General features: G+C 64.3%; 18 protein-coding genes. 5 read left to right on the forward strand and 13 right to left on the reverse strand.

Translation table 11 applies throughout. The features are described 5' to 3' along the window. Positions 1-40 precede the first annotated feature (40 nt). Positions 41-1,651 (forward strand): MDR family MFS transporter, encoded by a 1,611-nt coding sequence (locus ACTUWL_RS10290; RefSeq protein ID WP_021078402.1) that lies wholly within the window; start codon positions 41-43, stop codon positions 1,649-1,651. Positions 1,652-1,679: 28 nt separating this feature from the next. Then, positions 1,680-2,138, forward strand: coding sequence for a carboxymuconolactone decarboxylase family protein (locus tag ACTUWL_RS10295; protein ID WP_021078403.1), 459 nt, complete (start codon positions 1,680-1,682; stop codon positions 2,136-2,138). A 148-nt stretch (positions 2,139-2,286) separates the two neighbouring features. On the opposite strand, the gene ACTUWL_RS10300 is transcribed toward ACTUWL_RS10295, so the two are convergent. From ACTUWL_RS10300 to ACTUWL_RS10345, 10 genes are all read right to left on the reverse strand, one after another. Further along, entirely contained in the window at positions 2,287-3,153 is an 867-nt protein-coding gene (locus tag ACTUWL_RS10300) for a D-amino-acid transaminase (RefSeq protein ID WP_021078404.1), read from the reverse strand. A 203-nt stretch (positions 3,154-3,356) separates the two neighbouring features. Further along, complete coding sequence (locus tag ACTUWL_RS10305) at positions 3,357-4,088, reverse strand: amino acid ABC transporter ATP-binding protein (RefSeq protein ID WP_021078405.1); 732 nt, start codon at positions 4,086-4,088, stop codon at positions 3,357-3,359. A 193-nt stretch (positions 4,089-4,281) separates the two neighbouring features. Continuing rightward, entirely contained in the window at positions 4,282-4,974 is a 693-nt protein-coding gene (locus ACTUWL_RS10310) for an amino acid ABC transporter permease (protein WP_035650995.1), read from the reverse strand. A 2-nt stretch (positions 4,975-4,976) separates the two neighbouring features. After that, the gene (locus tag ACTUWL_RS10315; RefSeq protein WP_021078407.1) at positions 4,977-5,708 is read right to left on the reverse strand and encodes an amino acid ABC transporter permease; all 732 of its coding nucleotides are present in this window, start codon (positions 5,706-5,708) and stop codon (positions 4,977-4,979) included. Between the two features lie 149 nt (positions 5,709-5,857). Continuing rightward, positions 5,858-6,775, reverse strand: coding sequence for an amino acid ABC transporter substrate-binding protein (locus ACTUWL_RS10320; protein WP_021078408.1), 918 nt, complete (start codon positions 6,773-6,775; stop codon positions 5,858-5,860). A gap of 4 nt (positions 6,776-6,779) precedes the next feature. Beyond that, positions 6,780-7,652 (reverse strand): alpha/beta fold hydrolase, encoded by an 873-nt coding sequence (locus ACTUWL_RS10325; RefSeq protein ID WP_021078409.1) that lies wholly within the window; start codon positions 7,650-7,652, stop codon positions 6,780-6,782. Then, positions 7,649-8,065 (reverse strand): hypothetical protein, encoded by a 417-nt coding sequence (locus ACTUWL_RS10330; protein WP_021078410.1) that lies wholly within the window; start codon positions 8,063-8,065, stop codon positions 7,649-7,651. Before ACTUWL_RS10330 ends, ACTUWL_RS10325 begins: the two co-directional genes overlap by 4 nt. Positions 8,066-8,252: 187 nt before the next feature. Beyond that, a complete protein-coding gene (locus ACTUWL_RS10335) occupies positions 8,253-9,101 on the reverse strand; it encodes an IclR family transcriptional regulator (RefSeq protein ID WP_021078411.1) in 849 nt (282 codons plus the stop codon). Positions 9,102-9,286: 185 nt separating this feature from the next. Next, complete coding sequence (locus ACTUWL_RS10340) at positions 9,287-10,570, reverse strand: MFS transporter (RefSeq protein WP_021078412.1); 1,284 nt, start codon at positions 10,568-10,570, stop codon at positions 9,287-9,289. A gap of 143 nt (positions 10,571-10,713) precedes the next feature. Continuing rightward, the gene (locus ACTUWL_RS10345) at positions 10,714-12,099 is read right to left on the reverse strand and encodes a M20 family metallopeptidase (protein WP_021078413.1); all 1,386 of its coding nucleotides are present in this window, start codon (positions 12,097-12,099) and stop codon (positions 10,714-10,716) included. A gap of 245 nt (positions 12,100-12,344) precedes the next feature. Here ACTUWL_RS10345 and ACTUWL_RS10350 point away from each other — a divergent pair, with 245 nt between their 5' ends. Further along, positions 12,345-13,730, forward strand: a complete 1,386-nt coding sequence (locus tag ACTUWL_RS10350) for an LLM class flavin-dependent oxidoreductase (RefSeq protein ID WP_021078414.1) — start codon at positions 12,345-12,347, stop codon at positions 13,728-13,730. Between the two features lie 85 nt (positions 13,731-13,815). Here ACTUWL_RS10350 and ACTUWL_RS10355 read toward each other — a convergent pair whose 3' ends face one another. Next, positions 13,816-15,480 (reverse strand): thiamine pyrophosphate-binding protein, encoded by a 1,665-nt coding sequence (locus tag ACTUWL_RS10355; RefSeq protein ID WP_021078415.1) that lies wholly within the window; start codon positions 15,478-15,480, stop codon positions 13,816-13,818. Positions 15,481-15,785: 305 nt separating this feature from the next. Between ACTUWL_RS10355 and ACTUWL_RS10360 the strand changes: the two genes are divergently transcribed. Next, complete coding sequence (locus ACTUWL_RS10360; RefSeq protein ID WP_021078416.1) at positions 15,786-17,270, forward strand: hypothetical protein; 1,485 nt, start codon at positions 15,786-15,788, stop codon at positions 17,268-17,270. 112 nt (positions 17,271-17,382) lie between these two features. On the opposite strand, the gene ACTUWL_RS10365 is transcribed toward ACTUWL_RS10360, so the two are convergent. After that, positions 17,383-17,898, reverse strand: coding sequence for a GFA family protein (locus ACTUWL_RS10365; protein ID WP_021078417.1), 516 nt, complete (start codon positions 17,896-17,898; stop codon positions 17,383-17,385). 34 nt (positions 17,899-17,932) lie between these two features. After that, positions 17,933-19,060: an alkene reductase gene (locus ACTUWL_RS10370; protein ID WP_021078418.1), complete on the reverse strand. Its 1,128-nt coding sequence runs from the start codon at positions 19,058-19,060 to the stop codon at positions 17,933-17,935. A 100-nt stretch (positions 19,061-19,160) separates the two neighbouring features. Here ACTUWL_RS10370 and ACTUWL_RS10375 point away from each other — a divergent pair, with 100 nt between their 5' ends. After that, complete coding sequence (locus ACTUWL_RS10375; RefSeq protein ID WP_021078419.1) at positions 19,161-19,544, forward strand: winged helix-turn-helix domain-containing protein; 384 nt, start codon at positions 19,161-19,163, stop codon at positions 19,542-19,544. Positions 19,545-19,771 lie beyond the last annotated feature (227 nt).

The raw sequence follows: 19,771 nt of genomic DNA on the forward strand, positions 1-19,771 counted from the left end.
CGCCTAATACATCTTGCGTGGGACAGCAAGGACGACCCCGATGACCACACTCCAGCCCACAGCCAACGCCGCCGACCTCCCCGCACCGGCTGCGCCTGCAACACCGGCGATCCCGGCCAGGACCTGGATCGCGGTGGTCGGCGCCACGCTCGGCGCCTTCATGGCGGTGCTCAACATCCAGATCGTCAACGCCTCGCTCGCCGACATTCAGGGCGGCATCGGCGCTGGCATCGACGACGGCGGCTGGATTTCGACCTCCTATCTGATCGCCGAGATCGTGGTGATCCCGCTGTCCGGCTGGCTGGCGCAGGTGTTCTCGGTGCGCACCTATCTGCTCACCAACGCGTTCCTGTTCCTGGTGTTCTCGGCAGCCTGCGCGCTGGCGCAGGACCTGCCGCAGATGATCGCGCTGCGCGCCGTGCAGGGTTTCACCGGCGGCGTACTGATCCCGATGGCGTTCACGCTGATCATCACGCTGCTGCCGAAGGCGAAGCAGCCGATCGGGCTCGCGCTGTTCGCGCTGTCGGCGACGTTCGCGCCCGCGATCGGCCCGACCATCGGCGGCTATCTCACTGAGAACTGGGGCTGGCAGTACATCTTCTACGTCAACCTGGTGCCCGGCGCCGTGATGATCGCGATGCTGTTCGTCTCGCTCGATCCGAGCCCGATGAAGCTGTCGTTGCTGCGCCAGGGCGACTGGCTCGGCATCATCACCATGGCGATCGGCCTCGCGGCGCTGCAGACGGTGCTGGAGGAAGGCAACAAGGACGACTGGTTCGGCTCGCCCTTCATCGTCCGCCTGTCGGTGATCGCGGCCGTGGCGCTGGTCGCCTTTCTGATCGTCGAATTCACCGTCGAGAAGCCGCTGCTCAATCTGCGCTTGCTCGCCCGCCGCAATTTCGGCTTCGGCATGCTGGCGAACTTCCTGATGGGCATTGCGCTATACGGCTCGGTGTTCATCCTGCCGCAGTATCTGGCGCGCATCCAGGGCTACAACTCCGAGCAGATCGGCATGGTGCTGGCATGGACCGGCCTGCCGCAGCTCGTGCTGATCCCGCTGGTGCCGAAGCTGATGCAGCGGTTCGACCCGCGCATCGTCATCGGTCTCGGATTTGCGCTGTTCGCCGGCTCCAACTTCATGAACATCTACATGACCAACGACTATGCCACCGATCAGCTGCTTTGGCCGAACATCGTCCGTGCCGTCGGTCAGGCGCTTGCCTTCGCTCCGCTGTCGGCGGTCGCAACGGCTGGAATCGAGGCGGAGAATGCCGGATCGGCGTCAGCGCTGTTCAACATGATGCGCAACCTCGGCGGCGCGATCGGCATCGCCGCGCTGCAGACACTGCTGACCAAGCGCGAGCAGTATCATTCCAACGTGCTGATGCAGTCGGTCTCGCTGCTGGAGGAGGCAACCCGCAGCCGGATCGCGCAGCTGACGCAGTATTTCATGAACCACGGCGTCGCCGACCAGGCCGCCGCCACCCGTCGCGCGATCGCCGCGATCGGCAATGTCGTGCAGAAGCAGGCCTACATCCTGGCCTTCAGCGACACCTTCTATCTGCTCGGCGTGGCGCTGATCATCGCGCTGGTTGCAACCCTCTGCCTGAAGAAGCCGGGCCAGCTCGCCGGCGGCGGCGGCGCGCATTGAATCCAGATCACAACCAAGGAAGACGACAATGAAACCCCGCATGAACTTCTACCGGGCCGCCCCCGACGCCATCAAAGCGCTGGTCGCGGTAGAGAGCCAAGTCACCGCCAGCGGCCTCGAGCAATCGCTGATCGAGTTGGTGAAGACCCGTGCGTCGCAGATCAATGGCTGCGCCTATTGCATCAACATGCACACCGAGGACGCCCGCAAGCATGGCGAGACCGAGCAGCGGCTCTATCTGCTCAACGCATGGCGCGAGTCGCCGCTCTACAGCGAGCGCGAGCGCGCGGCGCTGGCCTGGACCGAAGCGCTGACACTGGTTTCCGAGACGCACGCGCCCGACGCCGATTATGAGGCGGTGCGCGCCGAATTCACGGACGGCGAGCTGGTCAACCTGACCACGCTGATCGGCACCATCAACGCCTGGAACCGGATCGCGATTGGCTTCCGCGCGGTACACCCGGTGAAAGTAAAGGTGACGGCGTGAGGGCGATACTGTCCGCCATCTATTCCACCGTCATGCCCCGCTTCATGCGGGGCATCCAGTACGCCGCGGTGTCGGCTCAGACACCGCAGCCTCTGGAATACTGGATCGCCCGGTCGAGCCGGGCGATGACAGCGCGAGTGGGGACAGATTAAACCGCCGTCGCCAGGGCGAACTCGACATAGATCTCGCGCAGGCGGTCGGTGATCGGGCCGACCTTGCCGTTGCCGACCGTCTTGCCGTCGATCGCGACCACGCCCTGCACGAACACCGAGGCGCTGGTGATGAAGGCTTCCTTGGCGGCGAGCGCTTCCTCGACCGTGAAGGCACGCTCCTCGATGCGCAGCTGGCGCTCCTCGGCGAGCTTGACCACCGCCTTGCGGGTGCAGCCCGGCAGGATCTCGTTGCCGTTCTGCCGCGTCACGATGACATCGTCCTGGGTGACGATGAAGGACGAGGACGAGCCGCCCTCGGTGACCTTGCCGTCCTCGATCATCCAGGCTTCGCCGGCGCCGGCCGCAGCCGCGGCCTGCTTGGCCAGCACCTGCGCGAGCAGCGCCACGCTCTTGATGTCGCGCCGCTCCCAGCGGATGTCGGGCACCGTGATGACGTTGATTCCGGTCTTGGCCGAGGGCGCGTTGATGATGTCCTTTTCCGAGGTGAACATCACGAGCGTCGGCTTGACGTTCGCCTCCGCCTTCGGAAAGGCGAAATCGCGCCCCTTGTCGGCGCCGCGGGTGACCTCGAGATAGACCATGCCGTTGACGAGGTGGTTACGCTTGACCAGCTCCTTCTGGATCTCCTCGATCCGCTCCAGCGTCTCCGGCAGCGCGAGCTGAATCTCGCCGACCGAGCGCTTCAGCCGGGCCAGGTGCGAGGCATTGTCGATCAGCTTGCCCTCGAGCACCGCGGCCACCTCGTAGATGCCGTCGGCGAACAGGAATCCGCGGTCGAACACCGAGACCTTGGCCTCGGAATGCGGCACGTACGAGCCGTTGACGTAAGCGATCTTTTCCACGCGAGTTCTCCTGCGAACGAAGGACGAATTTCAGGCCTTCGTATACGCAAATTGTTAACGGGGGAAAACCCCGCCCTCGTCATTCCGGGGCGACGCGAAGCATCGAGCCCGGAATCCATTGGGCCGCTTTTCCGCGGTGAAATGGATTCCGGGCTCGCGCCAAGTGGCGCGCCCCGGAATGACGCCGTGGATGGGTCAGCGCCTCAGTGCTGCAATATCTTCGACAGGAACTTCTGCGCGCGGTCGCTGCGGGGCGTGCCGAAGAAATCCGCCTTCTTGGCGTCCTCGACGATCTCGCCGCGGTCCATGAAGATGACGCGGTCGGCGACCTTGTTGGCAAAGCCCATTTCGTGGGTCACCACCATCATGGTCATGCCCTCGCGGGCGAGGTCGACCATCACGTCGAGCACCTCGCTGATCATCTCGGGATCGAGCGCCGAGGTCGGCTCGTCGAACAGCATCGCGATCGGGTCCATCGCCAGCGCGCGGGCGATCGCGACGCGCTGCTGCTGACCGCCGGACAATTCGGCGGGAAACTTCTTGGCATGATCCTTCAGCCCGACGCGCTCCAAAAGCTTCATGCCCTTGGCCATGGCGTCGTCATGCTTGCGGCCCAGGACCTTCTCCTGCGCGAGGCAGAGATTGTCGATGATCCGCAGATGCGGGAACAGCTCGAAGTGCTGGAACACCATGCCGACGCGCGAGCGCAGCTTCGGCAGGTCGGTCTTGGGATCGTTGACCTTGACGCCGTCGAGCGTGATGTCGCCGCCCTGGATCGGCTCCAGCGCGTTGACGCATTTGATCAGGGTCGATTTGCCCGAGCCGGACGGGCCGCAGACCACCACCACCTCGCCCTTGGCAACGCTGGTGGTGCAGTCCTTCAGCACCTGGAAGGCCGGCCCGTACCATTTATTGACGTGATTGATCTCGATCATTTGGTTCTCATCAGCAGCAGCGAGCACGGTTTCACCTCTCCCAAAGGGAGAGGTCGGCGCGCAGCGCCGGGTGAGGGGTCACGGTCCAACGACGGAGCGAAACCCCTCACCCGGATCGCTGACGCGATCCGACCTCTCCCTTTGGGAGAGGTGAAGGAGTCCGTGCCCCGAACTGAAACCCGCATGTAAAAAGCTACCTTACAATGGCGATACGCGACTGCAGGCGGCGGACGCCGAACGACGCGACACAGGAAATGACGAAGTAGACCAGCGCGGCGAACAGGTACATTTCGACCAGACGGCCGTCGCGCTGTGCGACCTTGCTGGCGGCGCCGAGGAAATCCGGGATCGACAGCACGTAGACCAGCGAGGTGTCCTGGAACAGCACGATGGTTTGCGTCAGCAGCACCGGCAGCATGTTGCGGAACGCCTGCGGCAGCACGACGTAGCGCATCGACTGCGCGTAGGTCAGGCCGAGCGCGCTGGCCGCGGCCGGCTGGCCCTTCGAGATCGACTGGATGCCGGCGCGCATGATCTCGGAGAAATACGCCGCCTCGAAGATGATGAAGGTGATCAGCGAGGACGCGAAGGCGCCGACCGTGATCGGCCGCGACGCGCCGGTCAGCCACTGTCCGATATAGGGCACCAGGAAGTAGAACCAGAAGATCACCAGCACCAGCGGCAGCGAGCGGATGAAGTCGACATAGAAGCCGGCGATGCGGCCGAGCCATTTGTAGCTCGACAACCGCATCAAGGCGATCAGGGTGCCGAACACGAGGCCGCCGAGCGCTGCCAGCGCCGTCAGGGTCAGTGTGAAGCGCATGCCCTCGAAGAACAGATAGGGCAGCGCGCGGCGGATGACGTCAAAATCGAAATTGCCGAGCATCGTCATTTGCCCGTGATGTAGCCGGGGATCGCGACATAGCGCTCGAGGAAGCGCATCGCGGTGACCACGACGAAATTGAGGAGAAGATAGAGCACGGTTGCCGCGGTGAAGGCCTCGAACACCTGGAACGAGAACTCCTGCATCGAGCGCGCCTGGCCGGTCAATTCGATCAGTCCGATCGTGATGGCGACGGCGCTGTTCTTGATGGTGTTGAGGAACTCGGAGGTCAGCGGCGGCAGGATGATGCGGAACGCCATCGGCAGCAGCACGTAGCGATAGGTCTGCACCGTGGTGAGGCCGAGCGCGGTCGAGGCCTGCTTCTGTCCGCGCGGCAGCGAGGTGATGCCCGCCTGCAATTGCACGGCGACGCGCGCCGACATGAACAGGCCGACGCCGATCGCGGCGGTCCAGAACGGCGCATTCGGCAACTGCTTCAACCAGAGCCCGGCGGACTTCGGCAGCAGCTCGGGCAGCACGAAGAACCACAGGAACAGTTGCACCAGCAGCGGCATGTTGCGGAAGAACTCGACCCAGCAGAAGCCGATCCACGACGCCGTCCGCGACGGCAGCGTGCGCAGCACGCCGATCACCGAGCCGGCCACCAGCGCGATGATCCAGGCGAGCACCGATACCTTGACGGTGACCACCAGCCCCGACAGCAACAAGTCGAGATAGGTGCCGGTCCCCATCGGGTTCGGCTCAAGGAAGATGTGCCAGTTCCAGTTATAGTTCACGGGTCCCCCACGCGATCGCGCCGGTCACGCATTACGCCGACATTGCGCGCGGCGTCTATGCAAATGTCCGGCCATTCTCCTCCAAAAATGGCCGGACACGCTAACTTTCAGGACCCGCCCCCCCGGGGACGACGGGTCCTGTATCGTGATCAGTTCACCAGATAGGCGTCCGGATCGGGCGAGTCCGACGGCTTCGCAAACTGCTTCTTCATCTCCGGTCCGGCCGGCGAGTTGAGATTGAGGCCCTTCGGCGGAATCTTCTGGGTGAACCACTTGTCATAGATCTTCTGGCCTTCGCCGCTGGTGTAGAGCGCGGCGGTGGCGGCGTCGACGACCTTCTTGAACGGCGCGTCATCCTTGCGCAGCATGATGCCGTAGGGCTCCGGCTTGGAGAATGCATCCTTGGAGATGACGTAGTCATCCGGAGACTTCGAGCCGGCGACGAGGCTCGCGAGCAGAATGTCGTCCATCACGAAGGCGACTGCACGATCGGTCTCGACCATCAGGAAGGCCTCGGCATGATCCTTGGCCGGGATGATGTTGACGCTCAGCCCGCGCGCGAGGTTGGCCTCGGTCAGCTGCTTGATGTTGGTGGTGCCGGCGGTCGAGACCACCGTCTTGCCCTTGAGGTCGTCGATCGAGTTGATCTTGTTCGCCTTCTTCGTCACGTAGCGGCTGGCAGTGAGGAAGTGGGAGTTGGTGAAGGAAACCTGCTTCTGGCGCTCGGCATTGTTGGTGGTCGAGCCGCATTCGAGGTCGACGGTGCCGTTGGCCATCAGCGGGATACGGGTCGCCGAGGTCACCGGGTTGAGCTTGACCTCGAGCTTGTCGAGCTTGAGCTCCTTCTTCACGGCATCGACGATCTTGTAGCAGATGTCCATGGCGTAGCCGACGGGCTTCTGGTTGTCGTCGAGATAGGAGAACGGGATCGAGGAATCGCGGTAGCCGAGCGTGATCGCGCCGGTGTCCTTGATGTTCTTCAGCGTGCCGGTCAGCTCCTCGGCCTGAGCCTGGCTCGCGCCGAACGCGGCGGCGAGCGCGAGGCCAATGAGATATTTGCGTGTCATACGTCTACTCCTTCGTGGAACGGTCGATTGAATGCGTGAGAATGTCGGCGAGGACGGGTGCGATGTAGCGGCGAAACTGTCCGGGATTCTCGCTCATCGGAAAATGACCGAGATGCTCCATGATCGTGACGCTGGCGCCCCCTATAGCCGCTGCCGTCCGCCGCGTGTCCTCGGGCGTGCAGGAGAAATCATACTCGCCCGTAAGCAGGTAGAGCTTGCATACTTTAGTATCGATTGACGCGACGCGACCGCGCAGGTCGCCATCGACACGGTAGAAATACAGGTCGCCCTTGAACACGCCGGGGCCGCCCTGCTTGTAGCCCCACAGCGTTTCCATCCGCGCAGGCGCCGGGCTCTGCGGCGCTATCAGCCCCGACACCAGCGCGGCGCAGACTTCGCCGCCGTGAACGTCGGGGCGGTTCAGCCAGTCGGTGTCATACCACGGCGCCTGGAAGTCGGCAGCCTCGAGCCCGATCAGCGCGCGGAACTCGGCGGCATGTTCGATCGCAAGGTTGAGCACGATGCGTCCGCCGATCGAGCAGCCCATCACCACGGGCTTCTCCAGCCGCAATGCACGGCAGAAGGCACGGATGGTCTCGGTGTAGCGCGCGGTGGTGAGTTGGTATTCATCGCCGGTCCAGCTCATCGGCGGATTCGACTTGCCATGCCAGGGCATATCGAAGGCAATGATGCGGAAATTTTCGGCAAATTGCGCGTCAGCGAGCAGATGCCGCCACTGCCGCGCATCGGAGCCCGCGGTGTGCAGGCAGACCAGCGGGATGCCCTTTCCGTTCTCCTCGAAATAGATGCGGTGCAGCTCGCCGCCGATCTCGACGTGAACGTAGCGGCCGACCATCGGCTCGATGTCACCGTTCATGAGCTGGCCGCCGCGAAATGCTGCCGCGGCAGCGCCAGCAGATCCTTGAAATACTGCAGATGCGCCATGAAGGGATGCAAATCGCCTTCCAGCACCGCCTCGCCACGCTTGGTCAGCGCCAGCAAATCGTGCCAGCCGGGTTTCGGCTCGGCCTGCCAATAGGCGGCCCAGGCCCGCGGCGTCGCGCGATAGGCGAAGCGCCATGAGCGCATCAGGACCGGCGAAGGCACGAACTCGACGATGCGTCCGGCGCGGATCGCGGCATGAAACGGCCGCGCCGTCGGGCCGATCAGGCAGTCGCAATCGAGCAGCCGGCCGCGCGAGACCAGCCGAGGCGCCCGGTCGAGCAATGCGGGAAGGCCGGCAAACGCCGTCGTCACAGCGTCGTCGGTGGCGTCAGGCGATAGCGTCATCTTGTTGGGCAGGTTTCCTCGGCGAGCGCGGCCATGATGACGGCAACCGCCCGTTCTCGCAAGCCGCTGACACCCTTGGGTTCCTCAGATTAATCGCTTGATTAAACCGACCCGCTTGGTCAGCGCGCAGGCCGGAACAGCCGAATTCCTGCTGCCAGGAACTGCCAAATCCCGACGCCCGATCGGGTCAGCTCGTGACCTTTGCGGGCCGCACATTCTTCGGCGCCTGGGCCATCGCGCGGGCCAGCACCTGGGCTTCCTTCTTCAGCATGTCGGCGAGCTCACTTTCGCGGCGCCGGATGCGGTCGGTGGCGGCGCCGATCGACAGCGCGGCGACCACCTCGCCGGCATCATCGCGGACCGGAACGCCGACGCCGCCCATGCCGGGGAATGCAGCGTCGAGCAGCACGGTGTGGCCGACCTTGCGCGCCACCGCGATCCGCTCGCGCAGGAATTTTGGCGTAATGCGCGGCGATTTCGCCAGCCGCGGCACGATCACCTCGATCACGGCCTCGATCTCGGCGTCAGGCAGCCAGACCAGCAGCGCCAGCGCGCCGGCGCCGACGCCGAGCGGACGGCGGCTGCCGATCTGCAGATAATTCGGTTGCAGCGGGTGGCTGCCGACCGAGCGCGCCAGGTACAGCGCCTCGACGCCGGATCGTACCGACAGCAGCGCCGTGTCGGCCGAACGCTCCGACAGCCGCAACAGGCTCGGCTGCGCCAGCTCCGCGATGTCGACCGAGCGACGCGCACCGACCGCCATCACCCGCGCCTCCTGGCCGAGCTCATAGGTCTTGGCGCCGGTGACCCTGGAGACAAATCCCTCCTCGATCAGCGAATTGAGGATGCGCAGCGCGGTCGCCTTGTTGAGCGAGGTGGTGTCGGCGATGTCGGTCAGCCGCAACGGCGAGCGCTGCGCCAGCACGCGCAGGATCGCGCAGACCTTCTGGATCGCGTTGAACTTGTCGGGTTGGCCCGGCTCCGGTGATTGCCTCTTGCGGCTGTTCCGCGCGGTCGCAGTCGTGGAGGCGTTCATGCGCTGATCTTCCTTGCCTTCAATTCCGATTCCGGACCGGGCATGAAGAGATACGCCTGGCGGACATCATCCTAGAACGGATGATGTGCAGCGGACACCGTATACTTTCGTCAGATGAAACTTTGATATCGACTATCTACGCTGCTTTGCAGCAAGCGAGATTATTGAATTTCGTTTCACGAAAATCATGCGAGCCGCATCCTTCTGATTGTGAAGAGGGCAGCAAGGCTGAGGATGCAGACCGCGGTGAGATAATAGCCCGGCGCAAGTTCGCCGATCAGTGCAAAGCTTCCCATCCAGGTCATGATCGCCGGCCCCATGCCGCCGAACATGGTGACGCCGATATTGTAGCTGAGACCGAGGCCGGTCGCGCGCGTCGCCGGCGGAAACAGTTCCGACATCAGCGCGGCCAGCGGCCCGTAATATAGCGACTTGAGGACGCCGAGCCAGAGCACGCCGAGCAGGATGATCGTCGGCGTCGGCTTGCCCGTGAGCAGCAGGAAGGCCGGGAAGATCGAGACCAACAGCAGCAGCGCGAACAGGATCATGTGCGTGGTGCGTCCGATCTTGTCGGAGACGAAGCCCGCGATCGGCGCCAGCAGCGCGACCGCGGTCTGCGCGACGAGCGCCGCCATGAAGCCGACGGTCGGCGGCAGGTTCAGTGTCTTCACCACATAGGTCGGCATGTAGACGATCAAATAATTCACCGCGGTCGACACCGCGAGCGCACCGATCGCAAGGATGGTGGCGAGCTTCTGCTGCCTGAACACCTCCGCGACAGGCGATTCCTGCTTCGTGGCAGGCGGCGGGGTCGCATCGTCGACATGGTTGCGGATATAGATCCCGACCGGGCCGATCAGCACGCCGAACAGGAACGGCAGCCGCCAGCCCCAGGATTGCAGATCCTCCGGGCTCATCAGCGAAGTCAGAAGTGCACCGAAGCCCGCGCCGAGCAGGCCGCTGACGCCCTGGCTCGCGAACTGCCAGCTCGCGACAAAACCGCGGCGCTCGGGCATGTGCTCGACCAGGAGTGCGGTCGAGGAGCCGAACTCGCCTCCCGCGGAAAAGCCCTGCACCAGCCGCGCCAGCATCACCGCGATCGGCGCCAGGATGCCGATCGTCTCGAAGGTCGGCATCAGCGCCAGCACCAGCGTGCCGAACGTCATCAGCACGATCGACAGCATCAGCGAGGCCTTGCGGCCGTGGCGGTCAGCATAGGCGCCGAGCACGACGCCGCCGATCGGGCGGATCAGGAACGACAGGCCGAAGCTGCCGAAGGTCAAAAGCAGCGAGGTGGTCGGATCATTGGCTGGGAAGAACGCCTTGGAGAGGTAGACCGCGAAATAGGCATAGACCGCGATGTCGTACCATTCGAGCGCGTTGCCGACCGAGGTTGCGACGATCAGGCGGGTGATGTTCTTTTTGGTGGTAGCGTTGGCTTCGGAGGTGATCGGCGTCGATAGAGTCATCTAGATTCCTTGGCCGTGTCAGGCACTACTCTCCGAGCGGGTCACGGCCGGGTTCGTCCCGCTCATCCAAGTCTTCCCCGTCACCCCCGCGCAACGGCTTAGCCTTTGCGCGGGGATGACGGAGAAAATGCGCGCGCTGCACTTCAACCCTTGAGCGGCGCCTCGCCGAGATCCCAGAACAGGCCGGCCATGATGGTCAGCGCCTCCTCGGTCACCGGCAGCAGGATGTGCTCGTCGGGCGCGTGCTGCGAACAGCCCGGATAGGAATGCGGCACCCAGATCGTCGGCAGGCCGAGGCCTTCGGAGAACACGTCGTTCGGCAGCGAGCCGCCGAAGTTCGGCAGCACCGCCGGCGCCTTGCCGGTGGTGGCGCGGATCGAGTTCGCCGCCCAGTCGATCCATGGGCTGTCCATGTCGGTGCGCGAGGCGCCGAAACGCTGCGCGCCCGACACCTCGACCATCGGAAAGCCGTTCTTGTGCAGATAGTCGCGCACCCCGTCGATCACTTCGAGATATTTGGTGCCGACCACGAAGCGGAGTTGCAGCACCGCGTTCGCCCTGCCGGGGATCGCGTTGGCGGGTTTCTCGATATTGCCCGCCGACATCGCCAGCACTTCGAGCGTGTTCCAGGCATAGAGCCGCTCGGCGGCGGTCAGGCCCTCCTCGCCCCAATCCTCCGCCAGTTGAGGTTCGTCCGCCGTCGGCTTGATCTCGACGTCGGCGAGCGCGGCGCGGACGCGGTTTGAGATCGGCGGCGGTTTGAGGATGTCGAGCTTCATGCGGCCCTTGCCGTCGACCAGGCTTGCGATCGCGTTCGCCAGGATCGTCGCAGGATTGGCCAGCACGCCGCCCCAATTTCCGGAATGATTGCCGCCCTCGCGCAGATTGACATCGAGATGGATGCGGTTGCCGCCGCGGCAGCCGAGGAAGATGGTGGGACGTTCCACCGACAGCCGTGGCCCGTCGGAGGCAATGAACAGATCGGCCTTCAACTCCTCGCGATGCGCCTCGCAGACTTCGCGCAGGTCGGGCGAGCCGATCTCCTCGCCGGTCTCGATGATGAACTTGGCGTTGAAGCCGAGCTTGCCGCCGCGCGCCTGCTTCACCGCGCGAAGGGCGGCCATGTTGATCGAATGCTGGCCCTTGTTGTCGGCGGTGCCGCGGCCGTAGGCGCGATCGCCCTTGACCGTGATCTGCCAGGGATTGAGCCCGTCGCGCCACTCGCCGACCATACCGTCGACGACGTCGCCGTGGCCGTAGGTCAGCACGGTCGGCCGCGCGGCATCTTCCTGGTAGTCGGCGATCAGATAGGGTCCGCGACCGGTCGGCGACTCGATCAGCCTGGTCTTGAAATCGAGCTCGGCGAAGGCCGGCTGCAAATTCTCCACCAGATAGGCGCGCAACGCGTCGGCCTTGTCGGCATTCAGGCTCTCGGTCTGGTAGCCGACCCTGCGGTCCAGCTCCTTCAGGAACTGTCCCGATTGAAAATGCTCTCGCACGTTCGCGATTGCGTCTTCCCGTGTCGCCATGATTGTTCCTTCGTCCGGTCGCGGCTTGAGATGATTTCTTGGCATGATCCCGTCGGATCGCTGCGTCGCACATCCGGATCATGCTTCTGGAGGCCGGCAACCTATCGGGATCGGCCCGCCACCGGAAGGGTGTGAATCGCGAAGGGCCCTTGCCAAAACGTGGGAAGTCGCACCAATTTGACGCGGGACGCCCAACCGGGCAGCAATCGAAGCGGCGCTCAAGGTTTCGACCAAGGTTTTCGACAATGACAAAACAGATCCGGCTCAACGCCTTTGCCATGAACTGTGTGGCGCATCAGTCGCCGGGGCTGTGGACCCATCCGCGCGACCGCACCAAGGACTACAACAAGCTGTCCTACTGGACCGACCTCGCGAAGACGCTGGAGCGTGGACGGTTCGACGGGCTGTTCCTCGCCGATGTGCTCGGCGTCTATGACGTCTATGCCGGCAATCCGGATGCGGCGCTGCGCAACGCGGCGCAAACCCCGGCCAACGAGCCGTTGATGCTGATCCCGGCGATGGCCGCGGTGACCGAAAATCTCGGCTTCGGCGTCACCAGCAATCTCTCCTTCGAGCCGCCCTACCCGTTCGCGCGACGGATGTCGACGCTCGACCACCTGACCAATGGCCGGGTCGGCTGGAACGTGGTGACCGGCTATCTCGATTCGGCGGCGCGCGGCGCCGGCAAGGACAAGCAGACCGCGCATGACGACCGCTACGAGCTCGCCGACGAATATATGGAGCTGGTCTACAAGCTCTGGGAAGGCAGCTGGGAGGACGACGCCGCGATCCGCGACGTCGCGCGCGGCATCTTCACCGATCCGTCGAAGGTGCACCGTGTGCAGCACGAGGGCGCCAACTACCGGCTCAACGCGATCCATCTGTCGGAGCCGTCGCCGCAGCGCACGCCGGTGCTCTACCAGGCCGGCACCTCGCCGCGCGGCCGGCAATTCGCCGCCGAGCACGCCGAATGCGTGTTCATGTCGGGCCCGTCGGCGAAGGTGATCGGCCCGCGGGTCTCGGCGATCCGCGAGCTCGCGGCAGCGAAGGGCCGCAATGCCGCCGAGATCCTGATGTTCTCGATGATGTGCATCGTGGTGGCGCCGACCGAGGCCGAAGCCAAGGCGAAGTATGCGGAGTACCGCAGCCATATCAGCCATGAGGGCGCGCTGGCGTTGATGTCGGGCTGGACCGGGGTCGACTTCTCGACCTACTCACTCGACCAGGAAGTCCGTCACGTGCAGAACGATGCCGGCCGCTCCGCGATGGACAATGTCACCCGCGCCGATCCCGACCGGGTCTGGACCGTGCGCGAGGTCGCCGAGCATGTCGGCATCGGCGGCGCCGGCCCCGTGGTGGTCGGCACGCCGGAGCAGGTCACCGACAAGATCGAGCAATGGTTCGAGGACACCGACGTCGACGGCCTCAACGTCGCCTTCGCGATCTCGCCCGGCGATTTCGAGGATATCGCCGACATGCTGGTGCCGGAGCTCGTCAAGCGCGGCCGCTACAAGCGGGAATACGCCAAAGGCACCTTGCGCGAGAAGCTGTTCGGCGCGGGACGTGCGAAGCTCGACGACGCGCATCCGGCGAGCCGGTATCGCGTGAAGCGGGGTGCTGCGGCGGAGTAGAGGATGCTCTTTCTTCCGTCATCCTGAGGAGCGCGCTCTTGCGCGCTCTACAAGATGACGGTGAGAGAGCCAGCGTGCGGCTCCTTCAATTCACGGAATTGCTGACCACCACTTCAATCAACTTGGCACCGGGCCTCGCGAACGCCGACTTCAGCGTGCCCTTCAGCTCCTGCGGATCGGTGACCTTGATCGCCTCGAGCCCGAGCGAGCGCGCAAGCGCCGTGAAATCGACCGGCGGGTCGATGAAGTCCATGCCGACATAATTGTCATCGCCATGGAAAGCGAGCAGGCGCTGCTTGATGATGCGGTAGCCGCCATTGTTGACGATGACGAAGTTGAGCGGCAGCTTGTGGTTGGCCGCGGTCCACAACGACTGGATCGAATACATCGACGAGCCGTCGCCGGAATAGCACACCACCGGGCGCGTCGGATTGGCGAGGCTGACGCCGACCGCGGCCGGCAGGCCCCAGCCGATGCCGCCGGAAGCCAGCGCGTGATAACCGTAGCCGTCGCGATGCGGCCGCAAGCCGATGATCTGGCGCGACGAGGTGAGGCCCTCATCGACCAGGATCGCATTGTCGGGCATCGCTTCCACGACCTGCAGCGCCAGCCAGTCCGGGTCGATCGGCGAAGTCTGGCTCGCCTTCGAGATCTGCTCGACCAGCGCCTTGCGCTTCGCCGCCCAATTCTTCGGTGCGAGCGCCGCGAGCCCCTGCTTCGCGCGCGTCTCCAGCGCGCTTCCGCCGGTCTCCTTCAATGCTGGCACCAGCGCGCGCAGCGTCTCCTTGACGTCGGCTTTGACCGCGATCTCGGCGCCATAGTTGCGGGCGAGATCGCTGTCGACCAGCCCGACCTGCACGATCGAGAGCCCGTCCGGCAGCGGATCGACCTCGCTGTAGACCGACATCCGCAAGGGATCGCCGCCGAGCGCGATCAGCAGATCATGCGGCGCCAGCACGTCACGCGCGACCTTCTGCAGCCGCGCGATCGCGCCCATGAAGCTCGGGCTCTCCGACAGGAAATGCGAACCATAAGGCGTCGACGATTGCCACGCCGGGCAGCCTAGCGTCTCGGCGAGATCGGCGGCCTCGCGCAGCGCGTCGCTCTTGACGATCTCGTCGCCGACGACGATCACCGGACGCTCCGCCTTGAGGATGCGCGCGGCGAGCGCCTTCAGCGATTCCTCCGACGGGCGGACCCTGGTGTCGACCCGGGTGGAGCGGCCGAGCTCGATGCCGGCCTCGGCGTTGAGGATGTCGCCCGGCAGCGAGATGAACACCGGCCCGGTCGGCGGCGTGGTCGCGATCTTGGCGGCGCGGCGCACGATGCGCGGCAAGTCCTCGAGCCGCGTCACCTCGACCGCCCATTTCACCAGCGGCGTCGCCATCTGCACCAGCGGGCCATAGAGCACCGGCTCGGTCAGGCCATGGCCCTGCTCCTGCTGGCCCGCGGTGAGGATCAGCGGCGTGCCGGTGAAGCTCGCATTGTAGAGCGAGCCCATCGCATTGCCGAGGCCGGGCGCGACATGGACGTTGCAGGCGACCAGCTTGCCGGAGGCGCGGCTGAAGCCGTCGGCCATCGCAACCACCAGGCTCTCCTGCATCGCCATCACATAGGTGAGATCGGGATGGTCCTTCAGCGCATGCATGATCGGCAGTTCGGTGGTGCCGGGATTGCCGAACAGATGGGTGACGCCTTCATCCTTCAGCAATGCCAGGAATGCCGAGCGGCCGGTGATGCGATTCTTCATGTTCCCTCCACGCCTGCCAGCACGTTGGCCAACGGCACCGGATGAGATGATCAAACTTGCGCTTTGGGAGCAATCGAGCCGCCGGTCATGGCCGCATTCCGCAGGCGCGCGCCTGGCGTTGACCATGCCGGCACGATGGTGAGCGCAAGTTCCAGGAAACTCCCTCGGCGGGCAGCATCGAATTGCGCCGCCGAGATTAACGCTACTTTAGCGAGAGTGTCCTAAAGCGGCGGTTGTTTGTATCCGCCAGGCAGGCCGAAAGCACGCAGGGCCCGCAGGCCCCGCTTCGATCGCAGGACTGATTCATGGACGCGCTGACGGCTTGGAACGGCACCAGGCTTGAGAGAGGACCAGGAACGATCAAGCTCGCGAAGCCGGGAATCTATCTCTTCGTGATCGCGTTCTCATCGGTGTACTACCTGGCAAACGCGCCGCTTCTGCTCGGTCACCTCGACCTGGGATGGCACCTCGCGGCGGGAGACCTGATCAGAGAACGCGGCAGCATCCCGTTCCAGGATCCGTGGTCATTCACGCTCGGCGACAGACAATGGTATAATCTCTCCTGGCTCTGGGACGTGATCGCCAGCGTCGTGTTTCAATACACGGGATATACCGGCCTCACATTGTCGATCGTTGCGTGTGGCGCTGTCATCGCCGGATATCTCACATCGATCTGCCTCGGCAGCGGCGCCTCGGCGCTCGCGGTCGGCATTTCCGTTCTGGCCGCCTGCCTGCTTTACCCGGCTTTTGCGACAGCCCCGAACTCCTATCTCTCGGCGTCGCCAAACACGCCCACCATGGTGTTCTGCGTCATCTTCTACGCAGAGTGCTTGAAGCGAACCCGATGGTTCCTGCTGCCCGTGATGATGGTGCTTTGGGCCAATCTGCATGGCGGCTTCATGCTCGGGCTGCTGCTCATTGGTTTTTTTGGCGCAGTGTCCGTGCTCAAGCGAGACTGGGCTGGCCTCAGGATCTACAGTTTTGCGGTCGCCGGTTGCCTCGTCGCGGTCCTCATCAATCCGCTTGGCTGGCATATCTATGACGGCGTCGCGACCACGCTCGGCCACTTTGCGCAGGCGCATATCACCGAGTGGTGGTCTTACGCTGACAACTTCACCATGCCGGGGAGCATTCCCGGCATCGTCTATATCGCCATCTTCGTCGCGTTCGAGCTCCGCCACCCCACGGCTTCGAGCGTTCCTCTGGAGTCGCGGCTGCTGGCTTGGCTGTTCCTGCTCCTGGGATTCTGTCAATACAGATACATGTCGTTCTTCTTCATGTTCGCGGCGGTGCCGCTGGCGCTGCATTTGGATCGGCTGCTGCCCAAGCAGCTGAACGAGCTCAAGGTGCAAACCTCGTTGCTGGTGGCCGGGATCGTTGGAATGTGCGCGCTGCCGCTGACGCTGATCCATGTCAAACCGGCGCTCGCGCTTCCGCAGCTGCTGTCAGAGCAGGATGCGCGCTATCTGCAGACGCATTTTCCGCATGCACGGCTTCTGAACCACTGGAACGTCGGCGGACTCCTGATCTTCTACACGCGCGGTACGGTGCCCGTGTTCATCGATGGCCGTTCAGCCACTGCCTATCCCGATGAACTGCTGCGCGACTATTTCAGCCTGATCAAATGGGAGATCGACGAGCCCGCCTGGGATGCCGTCCTCGACAAATACAAGATCGACACGGTGCTCTGGGTGAAGGCGCACGAACCCCTGAAGAGGTTCCTCGTGGACAAGCGAGGATGGACCGAGGAATACGCCGGAACGGATGAGGTCATCTACGTGAAGCACTGACAACGCCCGCGTTTCCGTGCAGCCGTCCTGTCCGGAAGCTGACGAGCGCAGTTCGCGTTCTTTTGTGCATGATCTTTTCGGAAAACCGCTTCGCACTTTTCCGGATCATGCATCAGAACATCCCCTCGCGCTCACTGCGCTTCTTCTTTTTCGACCGCTGCCAGACCACGCCCGGATAGCCCTTCAGCGGCACCAGCGGCTCGCCGGTGTAGGCCCACTCCTGCAACTCCTCGATCGCGATGTGGTAGAGCGGCTGCCGGCCGGTGCGCCCCGAGAACAGCGCGCGCGGGATGTTGACCATGTGCGGCGACCGCGCGCGTTCGTAGCAAATCGGCGTGCCGCAATTGGCGCAGAAACTGCGCGCGGTCTTGCTCTTCGCATCCTCGTAGCGCGACAGCTCGCTTTCGCCCTGCGTGATGCGGAAGCGCTTCTTCCAGCTGCCGACATAGGTCGCATAAACCGCGCCATGCGCACGGCGGCTGGCGGCGGTGTGGTCGTGCCAGGCCCAGCGCGCCGGCACGTCGATCTCGAACCGGACCTTGCCGCACAGGCATTGACCGACCGCAGGCTTCGCCAGCGCCACCGGCTTGGGCTTCTTGGTCGGCTCGAACTCGTCGTCCGGAAACATCTCGGCGCTCCATCCGGGCTACGAAATGACGAAGTTACGCCTGCGCCAGCTCGTCGTGCACGGGATAATCCGTGTAGCCCTTCTCCTCGCCGGCGTAGAAGGTGGCGCGGTTGTACTTGGTCAGCGGATAGCCGCGCTGCAAACGGCGCGGCAGGTCCGGGTTGGAGATGAAGTAGCGGCCGAACGCGATCGCATCGGCATGGCCCTCGGCAAGTGCGCGCTCTGCGCTGTCGCCGACGAAATTGCCGGCCGTGATCAGCACCCCGCTCCACATCGGCCGGTACAGCACCATCGCCGACGGCACATCCTTCCAATCGACATCGGCACGGCCGGTGCCCGAGGCGCGCGGCTCGATGAAATGCAGATAGGCGAGCCCGAACTTGTCCAGCGCCTTGATGGCGTGGCTGTAGAGCGGCATCGGATCGGCCTCGCCGCTACCATTGGCGATGCCGTAGGGCGACAGCCGGACGCCGACGCGGTTGGCGCCCCAAACCTCGGTCACCGCCTGCGTCACCTCCAGCAGGAAGCGGACGCGGTTCTCGATCGAGCCGCCATACTGATCGGTCCGCACATTGCTCTTCGATTGCAGGAACTGCTCGATCAGATAGCCGTTGGCGCCGTGGATCTCGACGCCGTCGAAGCCGGCGGCGAGCGCGTTCTTCGCGCCCTGCCTGTAAGCCTCGACCATCAGCGCGACCTCGGCGGTCTCCAGCGCCCGCGGCGTCTCGTACTCGACCACCTTGCCGTCCGCCGTCATGCACTTGAACTCGGCGGGGATCGCAACCGCCGACGGCGCCACCGGCAGCGCACCGTCAGGCTGGAACGAGGAGTGCGAGACGCGGCCGACGTGCCAGAGCTGCAGGAAGATCAAGCCGCCCTTGGCGTGCACCGCATCGACCACCTCGCGCCAGCCCGCGATCTGGGCCTCGCTGTAGATGCCGGGGACGCCGGGATTGCCGAAGCCGGTGGCGACCACCGGCGAGGCTTCCGCGATCAGCAGGCCGCCTTCTGTCGCGCGCTGCGCGTAATATTCCGCGTTCATCGGCCGCGGCGCCAGACTCGGCCGCGCCGCCCGCATCCGCGTCAGCGGCGCCATCACGACACGGTGCTTCAGCTCGTAGGGACCGACCTTGAGCGGTGAAAACAGCGACGAAGAAGTCATGCCTACCCCAATTAATCTTATGTCATTGCCCGTTATCTAACGGGTTCATCTTGTTCATGAAAGGAGGTAGTGGCAATCTGTTGCCGAGAGAAGGTCTCCCATGTCGAAATCGAGCGCCTCATCGCTCCCCTCCCTCAGCGTCCGCATCGACCTCGATGCCGAGGACCGGATCGGGCCGGGCAAGATCCTGCTGCTGGAACACATCAGAGAATGCGGCTCGATCTCAGCCGCCGGCCGCGCCATGGACATGAGCTACAAGCGCGCCTGGGACCTGGTCGACGAGATCAATCGCATCTGCCGGCAGGCGGCGGTGGAGCGGCAGACCGGCGGCAAGAACGGCGGTGGCGCGGTGCTGACCCCGTTCGGCCTCTCCCTGGTGGCGCGCTACCGCAAGATCGAACGCGACGCGGCGAGTGCCGTGCGCAAGGAGCTCGAGGCGCTGCGCAGCGACATCGGCAAGCCGAAGAAGGCCGTAGGGCGGTGAGTGCACCGGCGGTCAACGCAGGGACCCGCTTTCGAAAATATCGAAAACAACCCCATGCAAAGGAGCCGGTGGCGGCCGGCGCTCGACAACGCAACTTGACACGTCGGGCAACTCAGGGGTATATTTCTAATATTCCGAAATTATGTGCCCTCGCCGGGTGCCCCCACAGGCGACAAGGTTCATCGCATTTCGCGGCAATGCCATCGCGGCCATCCTTCGGAACGCCC

The organism is Bradyrhizobium sp. WCU1 (genome assembly GCF_053474805.1).

What these genes read in the sequence shown, in the direction of transcription:
- ACTUWL_RS10290 (WP_021078402.1), top strand. Translation starts at nt 41, where the DNA reads ATGACCACACTCCAGCCCACAGCCAACGCCGCCGACCTCCCCGCACCG.
- ACTUWL_RS10295 (WP_021078403.1), top strand. Translation starts at nt 1,680, where the DNA reads ATGAAACCCCGCATGAACTTCTACCGGGCCGCCCCCGACGCCATCAAA.
- ACTUWL_RS10320 (WP_021078408.1), bottom strand. Translation starts at nt 6,775, where the DNA reads ATGACACGCAAATATCTCATTGGCCTCGCGCTCGCCGCCGCGTTCGGC.
- ACTUWL_RS10365 (WP_021078417.1), bottom strand. Translation starts at nt 17,898, where the DNA reads ATGTTTCCGGACGACGAGTTCGAGCCGACCAAGAAGCCCAAGCCGGTG.
- ACTUWL_RS10345 (WP_021078413.1), bottom strand. Translation starts at nt 12,099, where the DNA reads ATGGCGACACGGGAAGACGCAATCGCGAACGTGCGAGAGCATTTTCAA.
- ACTUWL_RS10335 (WP_021078411.1), bottom strand. Translation starts at nt 9,101, where the DNA reads ATGAACGCCTCCACGACTGCGACCGCGCGGAACAGCCGCAAGAGGCAA.
- ACTUWL_RS10355 (WP_021078415.1), bottom strand. Translation starts at nt 15,480, where the DNA reads ATGAAGAATCGCATCACCGGCCGCTCGGCATTCCTGGCATTGCTGAAG.
- ACTUWL_RS10360 (WP_021078416.1), top strand. Translation starts at nt 15,786, where the DNA reads ATGGACGCGCTGACGGCTTGGAACGGCACCAGGCTTGAGAGAGGACCA.
- ACTUWL_RS10375 (WP_021078419.1), top strand. Translation starts at nt 19,161, where the DNA reads ATGTCGAAATCGAGCGCCTCATCGCTCCCCTCCCTCAGCGTCCGCATC.
- ACTUWL_RS10310 (WP_035650995.1), bottom strand. Translation starts at nt 4,974, where the DNA reads ATGCTCGGCAATTTCGATTTTGACGTCATCCGCCGCGCGCTGCCCTAT.
- ACTUWL_RS10330 (WP_021078410.1), bottom strand. Translation starts at nt 8,065, where the DNA reads ATGACGCTATCGCCTGACGCCACCGACGACGCTGTGACGACGGCGTTT.
- ACTUWL_RS10350 (WP_021078414.1), top strand. Translation starts at nt 12,345, where the DNA reads ATGACAAAACAGATCCGGCTCAACGCCTTTGCCATGAACTGTGTGGCG.
- ACTUWL_RS10340 (WP_021078412.1), bottom strand. Translation starts at nt 10,570, where the DNA reads ATGACTCTATCGACGCCGATCACCTCCGAAGCCAACGCTACCACCAAA.
- ACTUWL_RS10325 (WP_021078409.1), bottom strand. Translation starts at nt 7,652, where the DNA reads ATGAACGGTGACATCGAGCCGATGGTCGGCCGCTACGTTCACGTCGAG.
- ACTUWL_RS10305 (WP_021078405.1), bottom strand. Translation starts at nt 4,088, where the DNA reads ATGATCGAGATCAATCACGTCAATAAATGGTACGGGCCGGCCTTCCAG.
- ACTUWL_RS10370 (WP_021078418.1), bottom strand. Translation starts at nt 19,060, where the DNA reads ATGACTTCTTCGTCGCTGTTTTCACCGCTCAAGGTCGGTCCCTACGAG.